Raw genomic sequence first — 18,599 nt, 5'->3', positions numbered from 1 at the left:
TTCATATAGTAAAATACTTTCGAGGTGATATAATGGATATTTCATTTAGAATAGATTATACTAGATTCAACTTAAGAGCAAGAGCCATTGTAGTTAAGGATAATAAGTTACTAACAATAGATGATAAGGGATTTTACTACTACTTACCTGGTGGTAGAATAGATATAGCTGAAAATGCCAAAACAGCTTTAGTAAGAGAAATTAAAGAAGAACTTGGTTTAGATGCAAGCATTAAAAAATGTGTATATGTTCATGAAGCACTATACAATAAAAATCACGAAGTTTGTTTTTACTTTTTAGTAGATATCAAAAATTTACCCACTCATAATTTTACACATATGGAAGGTAAAAAAATAAATAAATTTTATTGGTTAGACTTAGATACTATCGATAAATACACTGTTTATCCCGTAGAAATCATAAAGCTAATAAAAGAAAATAATTTTGAAAAAAACATTATTTTTGATTAATTTTTTTAATTATGGTAAAATTTGTATAAATTGTATTTGAAAGGAGATTTATGGACTTTTTAAATATTGTAAATGCGATTTTATACTATCCCATATTAATAATCATATTGATTGCAAGTGGGCTATACTTTACTTTTAAAACTGGGGTTATTCAAATAAGCTTATTTAAAAACGCTTTCTCAGTTATAACAGAAACTCCAAAAAAAGGAGAAGTCTCATCATTTCAAGCTCTAATGGTTTCAACAGCCTCAAGAGTTGGTACAGGTAATATTGTTGGTGTTTCAAACGCAATATGCATAGGTGGATATGGTGCCATATTTTGGATGTGGATAATTGCCATAATAGGTTCATCTTCTGCGTTTATTGAATCTACACTAGCACAGATATACAAGAAGAAGGGAAAGACAAATTCATATGGTGGACCTTCATACTACATTCAAACTGGTATTGGAAGTAGAACATTAGGACTAATATTTGCTGTAAGCTTAATACTAACATATGCAGTTGGATTTAATATGTTAGCTTCATTTAATTTACAAGATTCATTTAGAGTATATAGTTTCTACAATTCAGCTACTACACCATGGATAATAGGTTTAGTTCTTGCTTTATTAGCAGGATTTTGTATATTAGGTGGAGGTAAGAGAATAATAAAAGCAACTAGTATACTTGTCCCTATAATGGGTATTGTATTTATACTTGTTTCACTAATTATTGTTCTAAAAAACTACTACCTTTTCCCTATAGTTATGAAAAAGATATTTGTAGACGCTTTTAACTTCCGTGCAATATTTGGTGGTATATCAAGTTCATGTTTAGTTGAAGGTATAAAAAGAGGACTATACTCTAATGAAGCAGGTATGGGATCTAGTCCTAACGCTGCAGCCAGTGCAAAGACTTCACACCCTGTAAAACAAGGTCTTGTTCAAATGACATCTGTATTTATTGATACTCTAGTTATTTGTTCAGCAACAGCCTTTATTTGTCTGTCATCTGGTATAAATCCTGATGCAAGTATTGCAGGTGCAAAATATGTTCAATTAGCTTTAGCAACAGTTTTTGGTTTTTATGGACATATATTCGTTACTTTCTCACTAGCACTATTTGCATTTACAACACTACTAGGTAATCTATACTATGTAGATTCTTGTATTGCATATTGTCTAAAAAAAGTTCCTTCAAAGAACTTCCAAATTGCATATAGAATACTTGCAAGTATATTTATCTTCCTTGGTTGTGGAATGAGAATGGATTTTGCATGGAATTTATCAGACTTTTTAATGGGTATTATGTGCTTAATTAATATACCTACTATACTATACTTATCTAATATTGCGTTTAAAGCATTAGATGACTATAAATCACAACTAAAAAAAGGTCTAGATCCAGTATTTATTGCAAAAAATATAGGGCTTGATGATAGTAAATTAGATTATTGGAAATAATTTGCTAAATAAAAAAAACACTATATACTCTAATTGAGGTGGTAATGTGATTAATTTAAAAGATATACAAAATGCATATGATAAAATACAAAAAAGCATCAAAAAAACTCCATTAATGGAGTGTCCCACATTAGATGAAATTACTAATAGCACTGTCTTATTAAAACTAGAAAATCTTCAAAGAACTGGATCTTTCAAAGTACGTGGTGCTATGAATAAGATTATGAATCTAACTGAAGAAGAAAAAAGTCATGGTGTTATTGCATCATCAGCTGGTAACCATGCACAAGGTGTAGCTCTAGGTGCTAAATCAATAGGTATTAACGCTACAATAGTAATGCCTGAAACAGCACCCTTATCTAAAGTTATTGCTACAAAAAATTTTGGTGCACGTGTTATACAACATGGGCAATACTATGATGAAGCTTACAACAAAGCCCTAGAAATACAAAAAAAAGAAAATTTAGTATTTTTACACCCCTTCAATGACGATTATGTTATTGCAGGTCAAGGTACTATAGGACTTGAAATATTAAATGAAGTTTCTGATATAGATGCAATATTTGTTCCTGTTGGTGGTGGTGGACTATTATCAGGTATAGCAGTTGCTGTAAAGAGTATAAATCCTAATATTAAGGTATATGGTGTAGAAGCAAATGGTGCTGCTTCTATGAAGGAATCAGTAAGTAATAAGAAAATAATACAATTAAAATCATGTCATACAATTGCAGACGGTATTGCCGTTGCAAAAGTTGGTGATAAAACATTTGAAATTGTTCAAAAATATGTGGACAAAATCATATCTGTTAGTGAAGAAGAAATAACTTCTGCAATACTATTCTTATTAGAAAAATCAAAAGTAGTCGCAGAAGGTGCAGGTGCTACATCACTAGCAGGTCTTCTATCAAATCAAGTTGATGTTAAAGGTAAAAAGGTTTGTTGTGTAATTTCTGGTGGTAACATAGATATTAATAATGTAGAAAAGATAATTAATAAGGCACAAATACTTAAAGGAAGAAGAATAGAATTTACAGTAAAATTATCTGATTCTATAGGACAAGTTAATAATGTAACTGAAATATTAAAAGAACACAAAGCAAATATACTTTATTTAAATCAAACTAGATATGATATAGATCTTGATGTTAATGAACAATTATTGAATATTGTAATAGAATGCCGTGATGAAGAACACGGAATTGCAATTCTAACTGCCCTAAAAGACAGTGAATTTAAAATTAATAGAAAATAAAGAGCTGTAAGGCTCTTTTTTTGTTATTTTTTTATTTTACTTTACTATTCGCTCAAAATATTGTAAAATATTTTTACATATTTTAAATTGGAGATGATTATGTCAAAAATAAAGGACAAACTAATTTTTAAACTTTTAATCAGTGTTGTTTTAGGTATGATAATTGGTCAATTCTCAAGCACTAAAAATATTATTCTACTTGAGACTATAAAATATATTTTAGGTCAAATCATATTCTTTACAATACCATTAATAATACTTGGATTTATAGCTCCCGCTATAGCAAAGCTAAAAAATAATGCAGGTAAGATGTTAATTGCTATGTTAAGTTTATCTTATCTATCATCAATTGGTGCAGCATTTTTTTCAATGATACTAGGGTATAGTATAATTCCATATTTATCAATAAACTCTAGTGTAAAAGGTTTAAAAACTTTACCAGAAGTATTTTTTAAACTAGACATACCACCAATTATGCCTGTAATGTCAGCTCTTATTCTGGCAATCTTTATTGGACTAGCTGTAGTATGGACTAATTCAGAAATTTTTACAAATATTCTACTAGACTTTAACAAAATAGTTTTAGCACTAGTTAATAGAATAGTAATACCAATTCTACCCATATTCATATTTTGTACATTTGCTGGTTTAGCATATGAGGGTAGTATTACAAAACAACTTCCAGTATTTATTAAAATAATAGGTATAATAATAATCTGCCATTTTGTATGGCTAAGTGTACTGTACGCAATAGGTGCTATTGTTTCTAAAAAAAATCCTTTTGATATTATACGAAACTATATCCCTGCTTACTTAACAGCAGTAGGTACTATGTCTTCTGCTGCTACATTACCAGTCGCACTAAAATGTGCTAAAAATACAAAGGTCTTAAAAAAAGATATAATTGACTTTGCAATACCACTGGGTTCAACAACACATCTTTGCGGTTCGGTTTTAACAGAGGTTTTCTTTTTGATGACAGTCTCAAGAATTCTTTATTCAAAATTGCCTAGTTTACCTACGATGATAATATTTATCATCTTACTTGGTATATTTGCAGTAGGTGCTCCTGGTGTACCTGGAGGTACAGTACTTGCATCACTAGGAATTATTGTATCAGTACTTAAATTTAATGATACAGGAATAGCTTTAATGCTTACAATATTCGCACTTCAAGACAGTTTTGGTACAGCATGTAACATCACTGGCGATGGTGCATTAGCATTAATTCTACAAGGAATATTTGAAAACAATTACAAAGTGTCGAATTAAATTTTGGCACTTTTTTATCTCTAAGTAAAATTTAGGCTTAAAAATTTTACTTAAAACTGATATACTTATTCTAAGTAAAATGATTTTTACTTAGAGAGATCTAAAAATATATAGAACAAAAAAATCTCCCATTTTTTGAGAGATTTTTTAATGCTTAATTATTTTGTTTTTTATTAAAATACATTTCATAAACTACTGGAATAAATGCTCCTATTAAGAAACATAATACAACAATAATTTTCTTATTGAATCTTCCTTTTATTCTATAATTAGTAATTCTAATAATATCACTTTGATCTTCCTTTATTTGCTTATATGTCACTAATTTAGAAATTGTTGAATCTGCCAATGCATCTCTATACTTTTCAATATCTGTCTTTGTATTAAGCTCGTTATACTGTCTATTTAAATTATCAACCATAGTTGTAAAATATTGTGTCTTCCAACTTAGTATATATTTGTTTGCCAAGTTTGCATATTCCTTAGAGAATAGTATGGCATCATCTTTTGACTTAGTTTGAAATGTTAATTTAACTGTTGAATCTTCACCAGGTTTTTCTACTAATAGACCCTTTGATAATGTGTATTCATCAGTTTGTTTAAATATCTTTTTTACTAATTTTGAATTATCTCTTAAATAATCTAAATAATTAAGTGAACTTAATATGTATTTTGCGTCTTCATTCATTTCTTTTAAATATTTATCATTTACATACATAGTTGTCTCTACCTTATATCCTCCTACAAATGATAGAGCTACATATGAAATAATTGCTAATATTAAACCTAATATGAATGATTTAAAAATTTTATTTAATTCCATTTATTACTTCCAATACTTGTTTTTCAAATGTCTTTAATTTATTTTCTGAAACTTTTTCATCTTTATCTTTTACATAAATGTATAATTTGATTTTTGGTTCAGTTCCAGATGGTCTTAATGTATACCAGCTTTCATCTTCGTATGTTACCTTAAATGCATTTGTCTTTTCATTATCAACTGGTTTAGTTTCACCAGTTTTTACATTTGTGATAACTTGTGTTTCATAGTCAGTAGTTTCGCTTACATTAACGCCTAATATTTGCTTAGGATATATATTTCTGAATTCCTTCATCATTCTAGCGATTCTCTTTTGTCCTTCTTCTCCTTCAAGTACAATAGAAACTCCCTTTTCCTTATAGTATCCGAATTCTTTAAATAAGTCTTCTAATACATCATATAGTGTCTTACCATGTTTCTTGTAATATGCTGCCATTTCAGCAAATAGAACAGCTGATGTAACACCATCTTTATCTCTTACGAATGTACCAACATTGTATCCAACACTTTCTTCATATCCTAGTACATAAGTCTTTTCATGTGTTACGGCATATCTATTTGATAATTCACAGATATTTTTAAATCCTGTTAGAACATTTATCATTTCAACACCATATTTTTCACATATAGGTCTTCCCATTTCTCCTGTAACTATTGATTTAACTATTACTGGATTTTTTGGTAAAGTTCCTTTTTCACTCATAGTTGATAATAGGTAATTAATTAATAGTACACCTGCTTGGTTACCATTAATAGGTATTATCTTACCTTTGTGAACAACTTCTATTGCTAATCTATCTGAATCTGGATCTGTTGCTATTATTATATCTCCATTTACTTTAGGACATAATTTATTTGCATATTCAAATACTTCTACAAATTCTGGATTAGGATATGCAATTGTTGGGAAATGCCCATCTGGGTTTTCTTGTTCTTTTACAACAAATACATTTTCATAACCTTTTTCAGCTAACACTGTTTTTACTGCCTTGTATCCTGCACCATTTAGTGGTGTATATACAATTCTTAAGCTCTTATCTATTTCATCATCAGTTCTTAGTGATTGTGCCTTAACATTTTCATAATATGCTCTGTCAACTTCTTCACCTATTATTGTTAACATACCAGACTTAACAGCTTCATCAAATGTTAGTGTCTTGTAATCTTTAAATATATCTAGTTGTTTTATCTTATCTAGTACTCTATTTGCAATTCTATCTTTAATTTGTGATCCTTCAGTCCAATAAACCTTATACCCATTATATATTTTTGGATTATGTGATGCAGTAATATTAACACCTGATGTACATTTTAAGTATCTTACTGCAAATGATAATTCTGGTGTTGGTCTTAGTGCTTCAAATAGGTATGTCTTTATACCTGCACTTGCCATTATTAAAGCAGCTTCTCTTGCAAATTCTGGTGACATAATTCTACAATCATGTGCGAATACTATACCCTTCTTTTTTGCTTCTTCACCTTCTTCAATAATTACTTCTGCTAATGCTCTTGTTGCTCTTGCTATAACTAATCTATTCATTCTATTAGTTCCAGCACCTAACTTACCTCTTAATCCAGCTGTACCAAATTCTAGTTCTTTATAAAATCTATCTTTGATTTCAGAATCATTTCCTTTAATTTCTTCTAATTGTTTTCTTAAATCTGCATCTAAATTTTCGTGATTTAACCATTCTTGGTACTTTTCGATATAGCTCATATTTTCCTCCTAATCATTATCTAACAATAACTATTACAGGTTCTATAGGCACTCTATGTCCAGCCTTATTCTTTGATTTTACTCCTAGCCACTCATAAAGAATCTTAACTACCTCATCCTTGTTTCTCACACATTTATGTGATAATGGATAGGTACCAAGTTTACTCTCTGTTATCTTTTTTCTTTGAGTTCTAGTTTCTTTAGGTTCGTATAAAGATGGAATGCCATGTAGATATGCTCCACCTGTAAATCTTATCGCATATCTTGCATCACCTATAACCTTAGTAGTATCAATATCTGATGTATATGTCATTACTGGTTTGGATATTGCAACTAAGAAATTCCCTAAAGGTGTTTCAAATCCATATTTTGAATTTTTACCAGTCGTAATTAACCCATTAATTATTACTCTAAAGTTACCTGTTTCGTTATCTTTCATAAGTGCAAAAATATTTTGATTTTTTTTATCAATAAATATGTATTTAGTGATAAATTTACCATCTAGCTCTAATTTTTTTAAGTTTTTCTTGTATTTTTTGTTCAAAATTAGCTCTGGATAAGTTTGCACCTTAATATTATACCCTTTTTTTTCTTCAGAATCAATAGATAAGATGGTCCTATCTTGTAAATTATAGTGGTCTTTTGTACCTACTTCGTATGCTGTTATACTCTGATTTGAACCATTTCCATACTTGTCTTTTTTAAGACCACTAGAATAACTCAAGGGTGCATAACAGTCAATAAAATATATTTTATCAATATCTTTGTACAAAAACTCTTCTAGTTTTTCTATTTCTTCTATGGCTTTTTCATAATTAAATTCACGCTTCAAAACGTTTTTCTCATTAACAAAACCAACTGTTTTGTTTATCTTTACTTCATACCATTTTGAATGTTTTGTACTTACTTTAGCAATAATTTGTATATTCTTATTCCCACCTACTGTAAGTAGAGTCTTAGACCTATTGTTAGGCTCTTTTTTTACGCTTACTGCTCTTTTAGTAAAAACATAATGTGAAAATTTTGGTGAATACTTATTATATCCTTCTTCGAACTCTAAATTAGATTTATTGGGCTCTTCATATTTTTCTATATATTTATACTCCACAGAAAATGTATAAACTGATAGAAAAATTAAAAATAAAATCCTTTTCATTATATATCAACAGACACTATAATCGATTCTCCAACTTCTTTATTCATTGTAACACCGTATAGTCTATCTGCTCCTTTCATAGTTTCCTTATTATGTGTAATCATAATAAATTGCGAGTATGTAAACTTATTTAATAATTCAACTAATTTTTTTGTATTTTGCTCATCAAGTGCAGCTTCTACTTCATCAAAGAAAGTAAATGGAGATGGCTTATACATAAATATTGAGATTATAAACGCAACTGCTAGCATAGATTTTTCACCACCAGATAACAAACTCAATGTTTGCTCAGGCTTATTCCTATACTTTACGCTCAATTCTAACCCTGTTTCTATAAGATTATCTTCATCTTGTATTTTTAGCACACCTTTTGCACCATGTAATAACTCACGACACATATATGTAAAGTTTTTACCTATTTCTTCTATGGCATTTTTAAACTTGTATACTATATCACCATCAATATCGTCTATTAATTTTAATACTGATTCTTCTGCTCTTAATAAGTCAAATTTATCATTTCGCATTTTTTCAAATCTAGCATTTTCTTCTTCATATTCTTTTATTGATCCTAGATTAACATCCCCTAATTCTTGTCTTGATTTTTCATTTATGCTAATTTTTCTCTCAAACATCTTAACTTTTAATAAATCAACATCTTCTTCATACTCTTCATTAGATTTAATATCTTCACTAAATTCTTCTAATTTACTTAGCATATTAGTATATTTTTCTAATTCAGTATTATCCTTTTCTATTTTATCTAGTAAATTCCCATATTCATTTTTTCTAGTATTTTGCTCTATTTCACATTTAGATTTTTGCTCTATAAGTTCCTTATACTCACTAGACTTATCAATATTTTCCTTTGTTAATCTATTGATCTCTTCTTTTGATTTCACATCACTTTCTTGAATTTCTACTATTTTTCCCTTTATACTTTCTAGCTCTTCCTCAAGATTATGATAATTTTCTTCTTTCTTGTCTAAAAAATCAGCTAATTCTCTGTATTCTTCATTGCTTTTCTCTAACTTAGCATAAACTTCATTGTATTTTGCTAATATATTATTATACTTCTCATTTTCAACAGCTAAGTCTATTCTTAAACTTTCTAGCTTCTTTTTCTCTACATCTGTATTTTGTAATGTTTCTAATTGACTTTTTAAAGTCTTTTCATTTTCATCATTTACTACAATAGCCATATTAATATCATGTATCAACTTATCATTTTCATTAATATCTTTTTCTTTTTGAGTTATGAAGTCATTGTTTTCATTTATCTCATAGCTATATGTCGTAATTTCTCTTAGTATTGACTTTTTGTTGTGTGAATAATTTTCATAGACTGTTCTTTTTTCATCTATTAGTGAATTTAATCTTTCAACTTCCTTATTAACCACAAGTATTTCATTTGTTTTTTGATTAAGTTTTTTTTCTATGCTTTCTTTTTCTTCCTTGTATGTGTTTAATAGACTAGTTCTTTTTAATGTTTCATCTACTTTTTTTGTAATATATCCTCCAGTTATTCTACCAGTAGACGATATTACATCTCCAGCTAAACTTACTATTCTATCTTTAAAGGTTTTAGATAATTCTATACCCTCTTTTAAGTCATCAACTATTACAGCATTAGAAAATACGTGCTCTATAACCCTATCTATTTTAGGATTACCCGTCTTATTCTTCACCAAATTTCTAGCAAAGTTGTACTTTCCATTATTCAAGTTCTTCTTAGAAAGATTTTGTATAGGTAAAAATGATGCTACACCCACCTTATTACCCTTTAATATATCTACATATTTACGTGCAACCTCACTATTTTCAACTACTATATCATTTAGACTATACCCTGCAATAGTTGTTATCGCTAAATGGTATTTTTCATCCACTTCTATCATATTGACTAAGGGTCCATAAACTAAATTATCATCCTTTGACTTATTACAAACAAATTGTATAGCATTATTCATTAATTTAAAATTATTAATACTATTATTCAACACATCATATTTTGTTCTAATTTCTTCTAACTTTGTATGTATTGCATTTCTTTCATTGTTTAACTTAGAATATTCTTCTTTTTTTAATGAATACTCTTCTTTTAATGAATTAAATTCTTTCTCATCAAATGATGTAGATTCTAAGCTTTTTAATTTTAAATCAGCCTGTTCTTTTTCTTTTGTTACTTGCTCTAACTTAGATTTTGCATATTTTATTCTTTTTTTTGCATCCTCAGTTGTCATATTAATTTTTAACTTGTCTACTTCATAATTCTTCCTATTATCCTCACACCCCCTTATTTCCTCTTCAATTCTAAGCTTTTTGTCTGTCTTAGACTTCAATATTTTCTCTATATCTAATATATTTTCTTTTTTTACATCGATATCTGCCTTACTTTTCACTAATTTTTCTCTATTCTCCTCAACAATTTTGGAAACTTCCTCTTTGTCTTGTATAAGCTTTTGCTTTTCTTTTTCTTTAGCATTAACTTCAGAAGTGAAATTAGCTTTTTTAGTAATTAACTCAACTTGCTTATCACTTAAATCCTTAAGTTTTTCATTGTTTTCATCACTAGAATTAAGCAGTTCATTTAATCTTGCATTTATTATCTTTTTTTCATCGTTATTCTTTTGTATTTTATCAGTATACTCCTGTATACTTTCTTCACTTTTCTTTATACTTTCTTCTATATTAACTTTCTTTACATTAAAGTCTTCAATCTCGCTTTTAAATTGATTAGTATAGTAAGTGTATGACATATATTTTAAAGTGTTAATCTTTTTTGTAAATGCTCTATACTGTCTTGCCTTTGTAGATTGTGTCTTTAATTCTTCAACTCTTTTTTCTAAGTCTTTTTCTACAAACTCTATCTTTTCTAATTCATTTTTAACACTTTCAAATTTCTTTAAAGTTAAATCTTTTTCAACTTTAGCCTTCTTTATACCTGCTGCTTCATCAATAATATTTCTTAATTCAACAGATGATGATGATATTATACGCTCAACCTTACCTTGACCTATTACTGAATAAGCTTGCTTACCTATACCTGTATCCATAAGTAGATTATTAATATCTTTTAGTCTAGTTCTTTTACCGTTTAAACTATAGATATTCTCACCATTCCTATTTATACTTCTTGTTATCACCAATTCATCAGCATCGTAGTCTATATACTTATCTGAATTATCTATATACAAACTAACAGTGGCACTAGATCTTGCTTTTTTGTTTTTACCACCCGAAAAGATAACATCTTGACCATCTTTTGCACGTATAGACTTGTAGCTTTGTTCACCTAGAACCCATAATACGGCATCTAATATGTTGCTCTTTCCACTACCATTAGGTCCAACTATAGCTGTTATCCCTTTTGTAAAGTCAAGGTTAACCTTATTAGAAAATGATTTAAACCCATTTATCTCTATACCTTTTAAATACATCCTAAACTCCCAGCATATTCATTTAAACCACTTTGTATATCATAATGTGTTTCAAATGAAGTTTTTGATTTTAACAAGTCATTAGATAGTCTACTATCCCTAATATCTCCAAGTCTTTTTTCTCTATGTATTGCATCTTTCTTGTATGAAAATGCTTTTTTCATTGCAGAAAACAATTCATTTATACTAGTCTTTCCATTATTTGATACATTAAATGTTTCATTTTTTACATTTTCTACACCTACTAAATAGTTAGCATTAGCTACATCTTTTACATAAATGAAGTCTCTTGTTTGTTCTCCATCACCATCTATATATATATCTTTATTGTTCTTCATTGCATCACTAAATATTGCAACTACTCCTGCTTCACCAAGGCAAGATTGTCTTGGACCAAAAACATTTGAGTATCTTAATATTACATATTGTAGATTAAATAAATCGTGGTATAGTCTTACATATTTTTCACTAGTCATCTTAGTTAGACCATAAAATGATAAGGCTTGTAACTCATCTGTTTCATATGAAACACTACTTTTAGGAACTCCATATACTGCAGCAGATGATGCTGTTATGAATTTTTTAACATTTGTCTTAACACAGCATTCTAACACATTAACTAATCCCATTATATTAATATCTGCATCATTATATGGATCTTTAATAGAACAACCAACACTTATCTGTGCAGCTTCATTGTATACTATATCTGGTTTTTCCATTTTAAAGATATCAATAAGATTCTTGTCACGAATGTCTTGTTTATAGAATTTAACATTTGAAAGTCCTTTAATATTATCTAAAGTACCAGAACTTAGATTGTCTACTACTACAACTTCGTGTCCCTTCTCAACAAATTTTTCAACTATATGTGAGCCAATAAATCCTGCTCCTCCTGTTACTAATACTTTCATATTTTTCCTTTCTATATTCATCACGCAGTGCGTATAAACCACTTTTTTTAATAACTAAATGTATATATATTATACAATATTTTTAATCATTTATCTATCAACAATATATATTTAATCACTAAAAAAGAGCACATCATATGCGTGCTCCTTATTATTACCATTCGTATCTAATATTTAAATTTGTTTTTATTGATGTACTTTCATATGCTGAGTTCTTAACAGTAACTGGTACTCCAACTGATCCAGATAAAGTTAATCCATTTACTGGTACGTATTTTACACTTACCTTTGGTGTTAATACAAACTTAACATCTTCAACTTTTTCTTTTGTTTTAAACTTAACATTTGCATCCAATTCAGGACTTACTGTGAATTTATCTGTAGCATTGAAATCATATTTAGCATTTGCACCAAATTCAAATAATCCAATGTTGTTATTTCCAACTTTTAATCCTGATAATGTTGCATTAGCTTTTAAAGTTAATTTATCTATACCTGTATACTTAACATCTGCCATTACACCATAATTTAAATAATTAACATCTTTTGTTTTTTCATACCCATGTCCAACAAATCCAGTTATATTAAGTGTTTTTCTATAATTCAACCCTAATGAATACATATGTATGTATGTTAATGGTGATACATTCCATTTAGGATTAACAAAAGATAATAGGTCTTTATTACCTAAATATTCATTCTTAAAGTCTATTTCTCCATTAAATTGATATTTAAATCTAAACTTACCAATTAAGTCTAAATCATTGCTTACTGCATACTTACCATCTAATTTTGCAGAAACATACTTCATAGCATCTTCACCTTTGTATGAGTGTTGTACTGAAAGCCCACCTGATAATACATCCGATACTCCAAAGTATGCAGTATGTGTAGACTTAATTAATGTAGCAAAATCTTTAGTAAATTCTACATTACCTTTAATATATGTATTAGAGAAAGGCACATTTAAAACAGAGTTAACACCAAACACAGCACCTTCTGTCTTATAGCTTAAGTCTCCTTCTAAATCAATACCACCATTATCTTGGTATACTTCGATTTGATTTTTAATAGCATTTTTTTCAGTAATTTTCAAATTATTAGCTTCAAGTGCAGCTTTTGCTTTTGTAATAGCTTTATTGGCTTCATTGATATTTTTATTACGTTTTTCTATTTCTTCTTTATTTTGTTCAATTTGTTTATTTATAGACTTTAATGTTTCATCAATTTTTTCTATTTCTCTTTCAAATTTTGCTTTTTCCGTTTCAAAATTTTCAATATTTTTCTCAAGTGGTTCAAGTGCTTTTTTCTTATTTTCCTCTCTTTTTTTAATTTCTGATTCAGGTAATTTTTCAGGTAATTTTTGTTTTTTTGCATTCTCTAACGCTTGATTCGCTTGTTCCTCTATTTTATCCTTTGCAGCTCTTTCTTTTTCTAACTTTTCATCATTTTCTTTTTTATTTTTTTCTATTTTAGTTTTTTCTGCAGTATTTTGTTTTATTTTTTCTTGTAATTCAGTATCTTTTTTTGTTAATTCTTTAACTTTCTCCTTATCCTTTATATCATCATTCTCTGCATTTTTTTGGTCTTGTATTAGTTTTTCTTTTTCTTTTTTTAGTTGTTGTATTTCTTCTTTTAGTTTGCTTACTTGTTCCATTTCTTTTCCTGATTCTTCAGCATGGAATTTTGGCTTGATTGTTGCTTTTACGTATGAGTTTATTCCTGTTTCTTTTTTAGATAGGTCGTATTTTATCCATACACTTGAATGATTTAAAAAGTTTTTAGGTGTTGTATTATTTAATTGTAGGTCCTTAAATTTAAAATCTCCTCCAAAGCTTAGGTTAGTCCTCGCTACATTTACTTGTGTTTTAATACCTAATTCTTTCGCAGTGAATGTTGCGTCAGTATTTTTTTTAAAATTGGCTTCATTTTCATTGTACGCTTCTACAAAACCGTTAGTTTTTGAAAAAGTCGCAACAGATGAAATCATTGTCAACAATATTAATGTCTTTTTCACTATAAAATTCTCCTTTTCTTTTTTTATTTTTAATTTTGTCAAGACTATTCTACACAGAAAACGAGTAAAAAAAAAGGCTTTCCTAAGTTGAAGTTAATTTGTTTTTTAACTTCTTTTAGGTTAGCCTTATTTTTCACTGTATTTTATACGTTTTTTTAGCTATTAACTTTTTTAACTATCTTCCTTTACCGAATAACACTATCTTTACAGTATCAAGTATTATTAATACATCAAGTATTAATGAATAGTTTTTTATATAATACAAATCATATTGCAATTTTCTATATGAATCCTCTATACTAGCACCATATGGATATTTAACTTGTGCCCAACCAGTTAAACCTGGCTTTACTATATGTCTTAAATTGTAATATGGTATTTCTTTTTCTAAAGTATTGATAAAGAACTGTCTTTCTGGTCTTGGACCTACAAAGCTCATTTGTCCTACTATTACATTGTATAGTTGAGGTAATTCATCTATTCTTGTCTTTCTCATAATATTACCAAACTTTGTTATTCTATCATCATGTTCTGATGCCCATTTAGGCCCGTCTTTTTCTGAATCTGTTCTCATAGATCTAAACTTAAATATCTTAAATGGCTTATTATTCTCACCTATTCTTTCTTGTGAGTATATTACAGGCCCACGTGACTCTAACTTTATTATCACAGCTGAAATCAACATTATCGGTAGAGCAGGTATAAGGATAATGATAGCAAAACAGATATCAAATATTCTCTTAATATTCTTCTTTATACTATCTTGATAAGAACTAAAACCACTTTCTACCATAAAGTACTTCTTACTAAGTCTTTTAATAGGTAATCTTTTTAAAACAATTTCATAGAATGTGATATCTCTATATATCTTTACACCAGATATTCTACAGTGTAAAAACATATCTGATAATGCTGGGTCATCCAACATTCCTGAATCAAAATCTACTATTATTGTTGTTCTGTTCTTTGCTATTTCTTCTTTCAACTTATTCTTGTCATTCGTATCAAGTATTACCTTATATAGCTTAGTATTTTTCATTTCATTAACTATTTCGCCCTTATACTCATTAGTTCCTAAAAGAATTACCCTGTCCTTTATATTAATACTAGATATTATTAAGAACTTTGCAACTATTTGGTACAGTAATACTACACCAAAGAATATTACTCCCTCCATCATTTGATAAAAAACAAACACATCAAAGAATAGCATTAGTAAGAAGTTCGCTATGACACAAAGAAACATTTGCTTCAAATCAAATATTCTATATTCAAAGTTAAATATATTTAGTATGTAGTATATGGGAAAGGCAATAATGAAGTAAAGTAAAAATGTTTTATCTACTGGCTTATATATCAAATACTGTGCCAAGAAAAGCACCAAGATATTAATTGTTACAAAAAGTAGTCTATAGCTATTTCTGTTAATTGTTCTTTTCATCTATTTTCTCCTATTTTTAAGTAATGCTGTAATGATGTAGTATAGGGTGTAATAAATTGAAGCTAATATGCTAAGTTTTTCATAATTTCTATATATATTCCATCTATGCATTAATGTCTTCGCCTTATTACTAGATCTAGACTTTGATAGAACCCTATAATTCGCAAGCCTCTTATTTAACCCATAGATATATTTAGCCTCTTTTATTAACTCTAACCATAATAGGTAATCCTCATTTTTATCTATTTCTTTAAATTCTCTTTTTCCAAAATACTTTTTATCATAGATTAATGTCAGACAGCCAACTTGGTTGTTTTTTAGCATATCTTCATAGCATATTTTTTCATCTACATCAACATACCCTATATTCCTATCATTTTCATCAACCCTATTATACCCCGTACAAGATATCTTGGCATCTTTTTCTATCATAAATTTAATTTGTTCTTCTAATTTTGTTTTAAGCCAAACATCATCAGAATCAAGAAAAGATATATACCTACCAGTTGAGGCTTCTATTCCAACATTTCTTGCATGACATACACCAGCATTTTTTTCTAAATCTATTATCTTTATTCTTTTATCATCATATGACTTACAAATATCAAGACTATTATCACAAGACTTATCGTTTATTAAAATTAATTCAAAATTCTCATAACTCTGAGATAATACACTATCAATAGTTCTTTTTAAATATTTCCCACTATTATACACAGGCGTTATTATACTAACTTTTTCCATTCCTATTTCCTTTTAATTATCATATTATACAATCTTTCACAATTTTTGTTATCTACATACTTAAAGTACTCAGTTGCGTCCTTTATCTTTCCATTTTCTAAATCATCTATTAAATCTTCTACTGTTTCATTAGATCTTGAAAAGAAATTATCAAGATCAACATAACTTCCAACTTGGTCTAAGTATTTTTTCTTGTCATATTGATAAAAACATACCTTCTTACCTAGATAGAAAAAATCATAGCATACACTTGAATAGTCTGTTATTAACACCTTAGCATTTAATAACTCATCTGTAATATTAGCATTTTTATCAAGAATTTGTATACTAGCATTTTCTACTTCTAATTTAACTCTATCACGTGCTAACTGATGTAAGTACACACGTAACTTCATATTAGTCTTTTTTAAATATTCATGTAACTTACTATTATTCAAAAATTCATTTACACCATCATCATCATACTTTCTCCATGTTGGCATATACAGTATATCATGTGTACTAACAGTATCTTTTCTGTTGTATAGCTTATCATATCTTGGATAACCACAAACATACATAGTATCTTCTGGCATTTTCCAATCATTGACCTTTATACTCTTTTCAAACTCACTATCACATGGATTTAGATTATATGACTTTAATAGCTTATCTATTTGTTTTTTTAATCTCTTATGCATAGGACTACGTTTTTTAAGACCTACAGTTCCATGATTCAAAAATACCTTAAAACTTTTTCTGTGATAGTATGAAATTAAAGGTACAGCACATAAATACGGCACTATATCAGCAGATATTGAGTGAGAAAAAAGTGCAACCTTGCTTTTCATAAAGTAAATATATGACTTTATACTCCCCCTTATTAAATACCGTATATTTTTTTCATCAAATTCTTTTCTAAATTTAGCATTCTTATCTAATACCCAGTAAACTTCAATATTATCTTTAGTTAATAGATATTCATGCATAGCTCTTCCATTATCTGCATACATTTCCCCTTTATTACCACCAATTAACCATATTTCTTTTTTCATTGGTATAAAGGGTGAGAGTATATATGCAATTAACATATTGAATAAACACTTAATCATATTCCAAAAATCCCCTTATTCTACCTTTTAGTACAGTATAATGATACATTCTATTCTTTGTTAATATCATACCACCTATATTCCTAATTAACTTATATATATATATTAGATAATATCCAGGTTCATTTCTCTTAGTAATTTCTTTCTTGCATAATGCTCCATAACCCATAGCATACTTGTATGCCCTATCAAGATCAGTGTAATTACCTTTTTTAGCAGGATGATAAACAACATCGCAAGAAAAATATCTTCCCTTGTAGCCTCTGTTCAATAGTTCTAGAACATAATCTGTTTCCTCACCACTACCAAATTGTGCACCTACACCTAATTTTGTATCAAATAGGAGTACATCTTCTCCTTTAATATTAACAAAAAAAGTAATGGACTTTATTGTCAACTCTACATTTCCTACTGATATATCGCAATCTTCTGTAGCCATTACCCCTGTACCGTAGTTTTTACCTCTTTCTAAAGTTCTACATGAGTATATGGTCTTTGGTTTATCGTACAAATACTTAACGGCTTTTTCTATTGTATCTTCCTTGTATTCACAATCATCATCAGGAAAAGCTACTATTTCTCCACTGGCATAAAAAAGCCCCTTATTCCTATTAACACTAATACCTTTTATATCACTTCTAATGTGCTTTATTTCAAATATCTTACTGTATTTTTCTACTATATCATCTAACACATCTTCAACATTTTGATCCACCACTATTACTTCAAAATTCTTGTATGTTTGATTAACAAGACTTTCAAAAAAAATTCTTACATCTTCTATTCTTCCTAAAGTTGCAAGTATTAATGAAACTTTCAT

The 18,599-nt window shown here is 28.4% G+C and carries 14 protein-coding genes; 4 read left to right on the top strand and 10 right to left on the bottom strand.

Annotated features, from left to right (window positions below; all coding sequences use genetic code 11):
- Positions 1-32: 32 nt before the first annotated feature.
- From IMK15_RS00145 to IMK15_RS00130, 4 genes are all read left to right on the top strand, one after another.
- Positions 33-470: an NUDIX hydrolase gene (locus tag IMK15_RS00145; protein WP_192941449.1), complete on the top strand. Its 438-nt coding sequence runs from the start codon at positions 33-35 to the stop codon at positions 468-470.
- A 50-nt stretch (positions 471-520) separates the two neighbouring features.
- A complete protein-coding gene (locus IMK15_RS00140) occupies positions 521-1,915 on the top strand; it encodes an alanine/glycine:cation symporter family protein (RefSeq protein ID WP_192941448.1) in 1,395 nt (464 codons plus the stop codon).
- Between the two features lie 46 nt (positions 1,916-1,961).
- Entirely contained in the window at positions 1,962-3,167 is a 1,206-nt protein-coding gene (gene ilvA / locus IMK15_RS00135; RefSeq protein WP_192941447.1) for a threonine ammonia-lyase, read from the top strand.
- Positions 3,168-3,260: 93 nt separating this feature from the next.
- Complete coding sequence (locus IMK15_RS00130) at positions 3,261-4,439, top strand: dicarboxylate/amino acid:cation symporter (RefSeq protein WP_408022181.1); 1,179 nt, start codon at positions 3,261-3,263, stop codon at positions 4,437-4,439.
- A 154-nt stretch (positions 4,440-4,593) separates the two neighbouring features.
- Here IMK15_RS00130 and IMK15_RS00125 read toward each other — a convergent pair whose 3' ends face one another.
- The 10 genes from IMK15_RS00125 to IMK15_RS00080 form a co-directional block, all read right to left on the bottom strand.
- Positions 4,594-5,262: a hypothetical protein gene (locus IMK15_RS00125; protein WP_192941445.1), complete on the bottom strand. Its 669-nt coding sequence runs from the start codon at positions 5,260-5,262 to the stop codon at positions 4,594-4,596.
- Complete coding sequence (locus IMK15_RS00120; protein WP_192941444.1) at positions 5,249-6,976, bottom strand: phospho-sugar mutase; 1,728 nt, start codon at positions 6,974-6,976, stop codon at positions 5,249-5,251. The genes IMK15_RS00125 and IMK15_RS00120 overlap by 14 nt, the downstream gene beginning before the upstream one ends.
- A 16-nt stretch (positions 6,977-6,992) precedes the next feature.
- On the bottom strand, positions 6,993-8,132 hold the full coding sequence (locus IMK15_RS00115; protein ID WP_192941443.1) for a L,D-transpeptidase: 1,140 nt from the start codon (positions 8,130-8,132) through the stop codon (positions 6,993-6,995).
- On the bottom strand, positions 8,132-11,572 hold the full coding sequence (gene smc / locus IMK15_RS00110; protein WP_192941442.1) for a chromosome segregation protein SMC: 3,441 nt from the start codon (positions 11,570-11,572) through the stop codon (positions 8,132-8,134). Before smc ends, IMK15_RS00115 begins: the two co-directional genes overlap by 1 nt.
- Positions 11,563-12,486, bottom strand: coding sequence for an NAD-dependent epimerase/dehydratase family protein (locus IMK15_RS00105; RefSeq protein WP_046328775.1), 924 nt, complete (start codon positions 12,484-12,486; stop codon positions 11,563-11,565). Before IMK15_RS00105 ends, smc begins: the two co-directional genes overlap by 10 nt.
- Positions 12,487-12,640: 154 nt before the next feature.
- The gene (locus IMK15_RS00100; protein WP_192941441.1) at positions 12,641-14,503 is read right to left on the bottom strand and encodes a TonB-dependent receptor; all 1,863 of its coding nucleotides are present in this window, start codon (positions 14,501-14,503) and stop codon (positions 12,641-12,643) included.
- 175 nt (positions 14,504-14,678) lie between these two features.
- Positions 14,679-15,944, bottom strand: a complete 1,266-nt coding sequence (locus IMK15_RS00095; RefSeq protein WP_192941440.1) for an exopolysaccharide biosynthesis polyprenyl glycosylphosphotransferase — start codon at positions 15,942-15,944, stop codon at positions 14,679-14,681.
- Entirely contained in the window at positions 15,945-16,688 is a 744-nt protein-coding gene (locus tag IMK15_RS00090) for a glycosyltransferase family 2 protein (RefSeq protein ID WP_046328778.1), read from the bottom strand.
- Between the two features lie 2 nt (positions 16,689-16,690).
- Positions 16,691-17,779: a CDP-glycerol glycerophosphotransferase family protein gene (locus IMK15_RS00085; RefSeq protein WP_192941439.1), complete on the bottom strand. Its 1,089-nt coding sequence runs from the start codon at positions 17,777-17,779 to the stop codon at positions 16,691-16,693.
- On the bottom strand, positions 17,772-18,599 hold the full coding sequence (locus IMK15_RS00080) for a glycosyltransferase family 2 protein (RefSeq protein WP_046328780.1): 828 nt from the start codon (positions 18,597-18,599) through the stop codon (positions 17,772-17,774). The genes IMK15_RS00085 and IMK15_RS00080 overlap by 8 nt, the downstream gene beginning before the upstream one ends.

It is taken from the genome of Sneathia sp. DSM 16631 (assembly GCF_014892235.1).
Lineage (GTDB): Bacteria > Fusobacteriota > Fusobacteriia > Fusobacteriales > Leptotrichiaceae > Sneathia > Sneathia vaginalis.
This window is presented reverse-complemented; position numbering and strand designations above follow the sequence as displayed.